This is a genomic window from Mesorhizobium sp. M4A.F.Ca.ET.050.02.1.1, assembly GCF_003997725.1.
Lineage (GTDB): Bacteria > Pseudomonadota > Alphaproteobacteria > Rhizobiales > Rhizobiaceae > Mesorhizobium.
Genome location: NZ_RZSG01000222.1, coordinates 1 through 8054 on the forward strand (window position 1 = coordinate 1; position 8054 = coordinate 8054).

Genomic DNA, 8054 nt, shown 5'->3' on the forward strand with positions numbered 1-8054 from the left:
CTCGACGACCTTGGCGTCGTGCAGACCAAGCAAGAGTTCATCGCCTCGATCGACGATTGGCAGGGCGCTGTCGCCGGCGCCGCGATCCGTCATCGCATCGAGAAGTCGGAAGCCGGCGTCACCACGGTGATCGCCTGCTACGACTTCCCCAACAACGACATGCTGATGCACGAGACCTTCTCCGTCGCCGGCAACCGCATCACCGCCAGCACGCAGGCGGCGATCGCCGAAAGCTGCGAGGCCTACTGACGGGCCCACCGCGCGGTTGCGCGCGACAAGCCCGCGCCCTACATCGGTCTCGCCACCCATTGCCACCAATCGAAAGTTCTTCCATGTCATCAGCCGTCGATCTCGCCGCCCATCCGCTGACCAAATGGCAAGGGCCGTTCGGCCTGCCAGATTTCACCCGCATCGGCGATGGCGATTTTGGCCCCGTCTTCGACGCGGCGCTGAAGGCGCATGAGGCCGAGATCGATGCGATCGCCGGCAACAGCGAGGCGTCGACGATCGAGAACACGCTGGCCGCGCTGGAACTCGCCGGCGAGGCGCTCGACCAGGTTTCGTCGATCTTCTGGTGTCGCGCCGGCGCGCACACCAATGAGGACATCCAGGCGCTGGAGCGCGACATCTCGCCGAAAATGTCCAGGCATTTCTCGGCCATCTCGATGAACGAGAACCTGTTTGCCCGCATCGACGACCTCTACCAGCGCCGCGAAAGCCTGAAGCTGGATGCAGAGACGCTGCGCGTGCTGGAAAAGACCTGGAAGGGTTTTGTCCGGTCCGGCGCCAAGCTCGACGCCGGCGGCAAGAAGCGGCTGGCCAGGATCAACGAAGAGCTGTCCTCGCTCGGCACCAGCTTCGGCCAGAACGTTCTGGCCGACGAGCGCGACTGGGCGCTGTTCCTCGACGCTGCCGATCTCGCCGGCCTGCCGGATTTCCTGAAAAGCGCCATGGCGGAAGCGGCCGAGATGCGCGGCCAGAAGGGCCGCTTCGCCGTGACGCTGTCACGCTCGATTTACGAGCCGTTCTCGACCTTCTCCGAGCGCCGCGACCTGCGCGAGATCGCCTTCCGCGCCTTCACCATGCGCGGCCAGAACGGCGGCGCCACCGACAACACCGAAGTGGTCCGCGACATGCTGAAACTGCGCGCCGAGAAGGCAAAACTGCTCGGCTACAACTCCTTCGCAGCGCTGAAGCTCGACGACACCATGGCCAAGACCCCGAAAGCCGTGCACGCGCTGCTCGACCCGGTATGGGAGAAGGCGCTGGAGAAGGCGGCGAGCGACCAAAAGGAATTGGAGCGGCTGGCGACAGAGGCCGGCAGCAACGAAAAGTTCGCCGCCTGGGACTGGCGCTTCTACCAGGAGAAGCTGCGCGCAGAGAAATTCGCCTTCGACGAGGCCGAGCTGAAGCCATACCTGCAGCTCGAGCGCGTCATCGACGCCTGCTTCGACGTCGCGACGCGCTTGTTCGGCATCAGCTTCGAGGAGAAGCAGGGCATCGCGGCCTGGCATCCCGACGCGCGCGTCTTTGTGGTCAAGAACGGCGACGGCAGCGAGCGCGGCCTGTTCCTCGCCGATTACTTCGCCCGGCCCTCCAAGCGCTCGGGCGCCTGGATGAGCGCGCTGAAATCCGGTTATAAGCTCGGGCACGGTTCCAGGCCCGTCATCTACAACATCATGAACTTCGCCAAGCCGCCGGCCGGCGAGGCCGCACTCCTGTCGGTCGATGAGGCGAAGACGCTGTTCCACGAATTCGGCCATGCGCTGCACGGCATCCTGACCGACGTCACCTGGCCGTCGGTCTCGGGCACGTCCGTGAGCCGAGATTTCGTCGAGTTGCCCTCGCAGCTCTACGAGCACTGGCTGACGGTGCCGGCGGTGCTCGAAAAGCACGCGCTGCACGTCAAGACCGGCAAGCCGATGCCGAAGGACCTGCTCGACAAGATGCTCGCCGCCCGCACCTTCGGCGCCGGCTTCGCCACAGTCGAGTTCACCGCCTCGGCGCTGATCGACATGGCCTACCATGCGCGCCCCGACGCGCCGCCAGAGCCGCTTCGTTTCGAAGCCGAAACGCTCGACCAGCTCGACATGCCCGACAGTATCGCCATGCGCCACCGTACCCCGCATTTCGGCCATGTCTTCGCTGGCGACGGCTATTCGGCCGGCTACTATTCCTACATGTGGTCCGAAGTGCTCGACGCCGACGCCTTTGCCGCCTTCGAGGAGACGGGCGATCCCTTCAACCCGGCATTGGCCGCGCGGCTGAAGCAAAACATCTACGCCGCCGGCGGCTCCAAGGATCCGGAAGAGCTCTACACGGCGTTCCGCGGCAAGATGCCGTCGCCAGAGGCGATGATGGTGAAGCGGGGATTGGTGTGATTGGCTAATCTCCCCCCTTGAGGGGGAGATGGCCGCAAAGCGGCCAGAGGGGGTCGGTTCGACTGGACGCGAGCTCCTGCGGCAGATGGAGGCTAGCGCTTCACGCGCGAGGACCCCCTCTGTCGCCTTTGGCGACATCTCCCCCTCAAGGGGGGAGATTAGAGCCACGGATCCGCCACCCTCGGCCACACCGGCCGCACCAGCTTGGTGTAATCCGTCACCGCCGGATTGCTCGGATACGAACTCGGCGCCGAGACATAGATGATCTCGGCGGCGATCGGCGCGAAGCCGGCATAGAAATGGTTGGTCGACTTGATCAGCAATATGTCCTTCGACAGCGGATCGACGCCGATGTTGGAAAAGATGTCCGGCTCGAAGGTCTGCGTGCGGTTGGTGTTGAGGATGACATCGACCTCGGTGCCTTCGACGCGCACCACCGCGGCCGACCCCAATGTCACCCGGCTCGGTCCGAAACTCTGCCAGCCTTCGCCGACCGCCTTCAGCACCTTGACCCGCGCATCGATCGGCTCGCCCGCCAGTGGCCCGGCCTTGCCGCCGAAGCGCAAATCGATGACGGCGCCCTCACCCGCTGCCTGACAGAACGTCACCGCGATCGGATCCCAGATCGTCGCCATGCCGACATTGCTGATGCCGCGCGCGAGCAGCTCGCGCAACACGACGGTGCCGTCGCCGGCAACCCCGCCACCGGGATTGTCCCAGATGTCGGCGATGACCACCGGTTTGTCCGGATTCGCCTTGCGCACGGCGAGCGCGCGCTCGATGCCGTCGGCCGTGTTCAGCATCGTCATCGCTGTCCTTTCGCGCATGGCGTAGAGTTCGCGCCCCAAGCTTTCCGCCAGTGCATCGCCCTTTTCCTTTTCGTTGTCGGTGACGACCAGGATGCGCGTGCCCATCTCCGGCACGTCTGCGGCCATGAAGCCATGGATGACCGAGACCGACAGCACGCCGTCCTTGCCGTGCAGCGCGTTGATTTTGTCGACGAAGGAGCGCATCGGCTCGCGGCTCGTCGGCAGCACTTGGATCATGCGGCAGTCGAAGGTCGAGATCACCGGCTTGATCTCGCCGCGCGCAGCGGCGAGACCGAGCTCGACGACATGCTCGCCGCGCTCGTAGAAATCGGTGTGCGGGAATTCAAGGAAGTAGGCCATGATGTCGGATGCCGCGACACGCTTCGGCGTCAAATGGCTGTGCGGATCGAACTCTGAGGCGATCACCACCTTCGGACCGACGATGGCGCGCACGCGTTCGAGCAGGTCGCCCTCGCAGTCGTCATAGCCTTGCGCCACCATCGCGCCATGCAGGCCGAGGATGACGGCATCGACCGGCAGCGCTTCCCTGAGCTGGCCGAGGATCTCGTCGCGCAGCGCCTCAAAGGCCTGCCGCTGCACCAGCCCGCCGGGCTCGGCCCAGGTGGCGGTGCCTTCGATGACGGTCAGGCCCTCGCCTGCCGCGCGCCGGCGCAGCGCCACGATCGGTGACGAGCACAGCGTCGGCGTTTCCGGATGCTTGCCCGGCCCGGCATAGAAGGCCATCTCGAACGAGGTCCGGTCGGTCGGCACCGGCGAGAAGGTGTTGGTTTCCGTCGCCAGCGAGGCGGTGAAGATGCGCATGAATGCTCCGTGTAGTCTTTGTCTTTCGCAATTCCGGGCGGAAAACCGCCGCACGCTTTTCCCGGAATTGCTGGAATTGCTATTTGACGGCTCCTAGCGCCAGGGCATCTGCGCCTCTAGCCAGAGGGTTCAGGATTGATGTGACTTTCCTACATTATCCCTGAATTCGCATCAATCAAACAGATCATTCTGTTGCTTAATTACATTTCCTTGAGTAGCGTTCCGTCGGAGGAGGAGCGCGCTGTGGTTTCGAAAGCCGAATTCGAGGGCAAGACGGCCGTGGTCACGGGTGCCGGCGGCGGCCTCGGCTCAGCGATCGTGGCGCTGCTCAACGAACGCGGCGCGCGCGTCGTCGGCTGCGATCAGTCGAACGAGGCGCTGGCCAGCCCGCATCTTGCCTCGCGCCATGTCTTCGACCTGCTCGACCGGGTCTCGATCGAGACAGCCATCGCAGCGATCCTCGACAGCGACGGCGTCCCCGACATCCTGATCAACAATGCCGGCTGGACCCGCGCCGAGACGCTTGGCGCGCTGACGGCGGACAGGATCGCGCATGAGCTCGATCTCAACCTGGCCGGCGTGATGATTTTTGCCGATCCTATTGCCAAGGCGATGGCCAAGCGCGGCGCGGGCAACGTTGTCTTCATCTCCTCGGTCAACGCGATTTCCCATTTCGGCAATCCCGCCTATGCCGCGGCCAAGGCGGGCATCAATGCCTATGCCAAGTCGATCGCCGTCGAGCTCGGCCGCAGCGGCGTGCGCGCCAATGTCGTCTGCCCCGGATCGATCCGCACCGCCGCCTGGGAGCATCGCCTGGCCAAGGACCCCGAAATCCTCGCCAAGCTCAAGCGGCTCTATCCGCTCGGCCGCATCGTCAATGCGTCGGAAGTGGCCGAAACGGTGGCCTTCCTTGCCTCCGACCGCGCATCCGGCGTAACAGGCGTGGTGATGCCGGTCGATGCGGGGCTCACCGCCGGCTGCCTGCCTTTCATCGACGACATATTGGGAGCGTGACCATGACCGATGTCCAGTTCCGCAACCTGTCGAAATCGTTCGGGCTTCACAGCATCCTCGTGGATATCGACCTCGAGATCAAAGCGGCGAGTTCGTCATGCTGGTCGGGCCGTCGGGGTGCGGCAAAGTCGACCCTGCTGCGCATGCTGGCCGGCCTGGAAACGATCAGCTCCGGCGATCTCGTGATCGGCGGCTTGCCGGTCACCGTCGAGCCGCGCAACACCCATCTGTTCGACAGGACGACGGGCCTGCCCCTATGAAGTCACCCCAGATGAAGACGCCGGCCGACATCGTCACGCGGCTGCAATTGATGTCGCAGGACGGCACTAAGTCGGACCGCCGGCTGGCCGGCCTCGTGCTTTCCGATCTCGATTTCGCTTCCAAGGCGGCGATCTCGGAGATCGCGGCGCGCGTCGGCGTCAGTGAGCCGACGGTAACCCGCTTCTGCCGCAATCTCGGCTGCGAGGGCCTGCGCGATTTCAAGTTCTACCTGGCGCAAGCGATCGCCATCGGCGGGCCGTATCTGTCGCCGGCGCCGCTTAGCCGCGACGCGCGCGAGCAGCGCATCGCATCGGCCATCACCGAAGCGGCGATAGCGGCCATCCAGCGCGCCGGCGAGAACCTCGACATGGCGGCGCTGGTCGGCGTCGCCGCGCGCATCGCAACTTCCGGCAATGTCTTGTGCGTCGGCTCCGGCGGCATCTCCTCGATGATGGCGACCGAAATGCAGAACCGGCTGTTCCGGCTGGGCATGCCGGTGCTGGCGCAGATCGACGGGCAGCTGCAGCGCATGTACGCCGCGGTCGCGACGCCCGAGACGACGCTGGTCGCCTTTTCGGTTTCCGGCTATGCGCGATCGGTCATCGAGGCGGTGCAGGTCGCGCAGCAGTATGGCGCCACGACGGTCGCCATCACCGCGCCGGACTCGGCACTGGCCAAGGCCGCCGATACGGTCATCCATCTGCAGTCGTTCGAGGACGGCAACATCTACAAGCCGACATCGTCGCGCTACGCGCTGCTCGCCATCGTCGACATGATCGTGACCTCGGTCGCCGAGACGCGCGGCCCGAAGGTGCTGGAGAACCTGCGCCGCATCAAGCAGAGCGTGAACACGCTGAAGGTCGACGACCCCCGCCTGCCGCTGGGGGATTGAGGGGGCATCTTTCCATGGTCACGTGATGCCAAATGGGGACATTCGGTGAGAACCGAGTCAATCCTGGAATCGTCGCGCCGCCCCTCATCCGCCTGCCGGCACCTTCTCCCCGTAAACGGGGAGAAGAGAGCTGGCCGCGCCCGCAGCGCAATTTTCTGCAACGTTTATGGTTGGCGAAATCGCCGGCGAAGGCATCTTTCTCCCCGTCACAATACGGGGAGAAATGCCCGGCAGGGCAATGAGGGGCAGCGCCGACCGATGATGTGACTAGCAGCCATCAATGCGATTTGCCTTGGCTGCCGCTGAATGCCTCGATGCGCTTCGCCAGCTCAGCCGCATCTCCCACTATCCGCAGCGTCTTCAGCCGCGCCGTGGCGCCGGCGACGACCGCGACGGCCGACGCCGGAACGCCCAGCGCCTTGCCGACCAGCCGTTCCAGCGCCTGGTTGGCGGCGCCGTTTTCCGGCACGGCGCGCACGCGGGCCTTGAGGTGGCTTCTCCCGTCGGCGGAAGTCTCGACGCCGTCTATCCGATCAAGCGCCGCCTTCGGTGTCAGCCGCACGAACAGGTCGATGCCGTCGTCGCGCGAGCGGAACGGCGGCATGCTCATGCCTTCACACGACCAGCGACAGCACAGTCGTCAGCAGGAACTGGCGGATGAAGAAAATGATCAGCAAGAGGATGATCGGCGAGATGTCGATGCCGCCGAGATCGGGCATGAAACGGCGGATCGGCCTAAGCGCCGGTTCGGTCAGCCTGTAGAGCACGTTGCCGATGGTGCCGACGAACTGGTTGCGCGAGTTGACGACGTTGAAGGCATAGAGCCAGGAAAAGATCGCCGAGGCGATTATGATCCACCAGTAGAGGTCAAGCGCCATGACGATGGTCTGAATAAGGGCGATCATGCCGGTCTCCAATTGTTGCCGACATGTAGCCATTGCCGGCCAAAGCGGCAAGAGCCGCCGTGCGTGCGAGCCGCAACGGCGGCCGATCCGCGCTCGTTTCGCCTTGACACGAAACCGCCGCGCCCGATAAATGCGCCATCCGCTGGACGGGGCTGTAGCTCAGCTGGGAGAGCGCATCGTTCGCAATGATGAGGTCAGGGGTTCGATCCCCCTCAGCTCCACCAGCGGGATTTCTCGAGCCCTTGACCCGAATGGATTTCGCAGCCGTTTCGCCCGCTCGGTTGCCGTTTCGGCATAGGCGAAACGAAGCAAATCATTCGTAGGCAAATGTTTCCGGGTCGATGATTTCGGTAACAGCCCGCCGTTTTCCGTGCCATCCCCGCGAAACAGACCCGACGCATCTATCCCCGTTCCGACGGCGCGCAGCAGCCGTCCCAACAGAGGAAGCGCAATGTCAGTGCTTGCAATCCTTGTCCATTTTGGCCGCGCGATCATCGATGCGCACAACAATGCAAAGGTCAGAAACCGGACGGACACCCTACCGCCCCGCGCGCACCCCGAGACCGGCAAGGAAGGTCCCGGCAAGCATCAGAGCCAAAGGCGACACGACACGCCGCCACGATGACATCGTTTGCCATCTAATCCCGCAAACTGAAGACAAAAGGCGCGGTGCGGGTGACGCGGGCGCCGAGTTCGGATGGCGGCGCCGGCACCGAGGCGCCCTGCAAGGCGCCGAGTGCCGCGCGGTCGAGGTCGGCGTCACCGGAGGACCGCGCCAGCCGGGCCGAGACCACCCGGCCGGAAGAATCGACCGTGAAGGTCACGTTTGGGCTGCCTTCGGCCCGCCGCGACCGTGCCGCGCTCGGATAGCGCGTATGCCGCCTGATCCAAGCCGCCAGGCTGGAATTCCAGCGCGCCGGGCTGGCGCTGGAATTCCAGCCTGGCGGCTTGGATCAGGCGGCATACGCGC

6 protein-coding genes, 1 tRNA gene and 3 pseudogenes are annotated in these 8054 nt (G+C 64.7%); 6 read left to right on the top strand and 4 right to left on the bottom strand.

Annotated features, from left to right (window positions below):
* Both EOA33_RS16390 and EOA33_RS16395 read left to right on the top strand, forming a co-directional pair.
* Nucleotides 1-249 (top strand): annotated as a pseudogene (locus tag EOA33_RS16390) (nuclear transport factor 2 family protein); the annotation flags it as partial.
* 83 nt (nt 250-332) lie between these two features.
* Nucleotides 333-2381, top strand: a complete 2049-nt coding sequence (locus EOA33_RS16395; RefSeq protein ID WP_127406066.1) for a M3 family metallopeptidase — start codon at nt 333-335, stop codon at nt 2379-2381.
* Nucleotides 2382-2539: 158 nt separating this feature from the next.
* Here the strand turns inward: EOA33_RS16395 and EOA33_RS16400 are convergent, their stop codons facing one another.
* On the bottom strand, nt 2540-4012 hold the full coding sequence (locus tag EOA33_RS16400; protein ID WP_127406067.1) for a M81 family metallopeptidase: 1473 nt from the start codon (nt 4010-4012) through the stop codon (nt 2540-2542).
* 243 nt (nt 4013-4255) lie between these two features.
* Between EOA33_RS16400 and EOA33_RS16405 the strand changes: the two genes are divergently transcribed.
* The 3 genes and pseudogenes from EOA33_RS16405 to EOA33_RS16415 all read left to right on the top strand — a co-directional run bounded on the left by EOA33_RS16405 (nt 4256) and on the right by EOA33_RS16415 (nt 6179).
* Nucleotides 4256-5026: an SDR family oxidoreductase gene (locus EOA33_RS16405; RefSeq protein ID WP_127406068.1), complete on the top strand. Its 771-nt coding sequence runs from the start codon at nt 4256-4258 to the stop codon at nt 5024-5026.
* A 2-nt stretch (nt 5027-5028) separates the two neighbouring features.
* Nucleotides 5029-5223: pseudogene (locus EOA33_RS16410) on the top strand (ATP-binding cassette domain-containing protein); the annotation flags it as partial.
* Nucleotides 5224-5297: 74 nt separating this feature from the next.
* Nucleotides 5298-6179 carry a MurR/RpiR family transcriptional regulator gene (locus EOA33_RS16415; RefSeq protein WP_127406070.1) on the top strand — a complete coding sequence of 294 codons (882 nt, stop codon included), beginning with the start codon at nt 5298-5300 and terminating at the stop codon, nt 6177-6179.
* Nucleotides 6180-6456: 277 nt separating this feature from the next.
* Here EOA33_RS16415 and EOA33_RS16425 read toward each other — a convergent pair whose 3' ends face one another.
* Together EOA33_RS16425 and EOA33_RS16430 are read right to left on the bottom strand one after the other, a co-directional pair.
* Nucleotides 6457-6783 (bottom strand): DUF167 family protein, encoded by a 327-nt coding sequence (locus EOA33_RS16425; RefSeq protein ID WP_127406071.1) that lies wholly within the window; start codon nt 6781-6783, stop codon nt 6457-6459.
* 10 nt (nt 6784-6793) lie between these two features.
* Nucleotides 6794-7084: a YggT family protein gene (locus EOA33_RS16430; protein WP_127406069.1), complete on the bottom strand. Its 291-nt coding sequence runs from the start codon at nt 7082-7084 to the stop codon at nt 6794-6796.
* A 148-nt stretch (nt 7085-7232) separates the two neighbouring features.
* On the opposite strand from EOA33_RS16430, the gene EOA33_RS16435 reads away from it, so the two are divergent.
* Nucleotides 7233-7308: transfer RNA gene (locus tag EOA33_RS16435), tRNA-Ala, on the top strand.
* Nucleotides 7309-7722: 414 nt separating this feature from the next.
* Here the strand turns inward: EOA33_RS16435 and EOA33_RS16440 are convergent.
* Nucleotides 7723-7986: pseudogene (locus EOA33_RS16440) on the bottom strand (energy transducer TonB); the annotation flags it as partial.
* Nucleotides 7987-8054 lie beyond the last annotated feature (68 nt).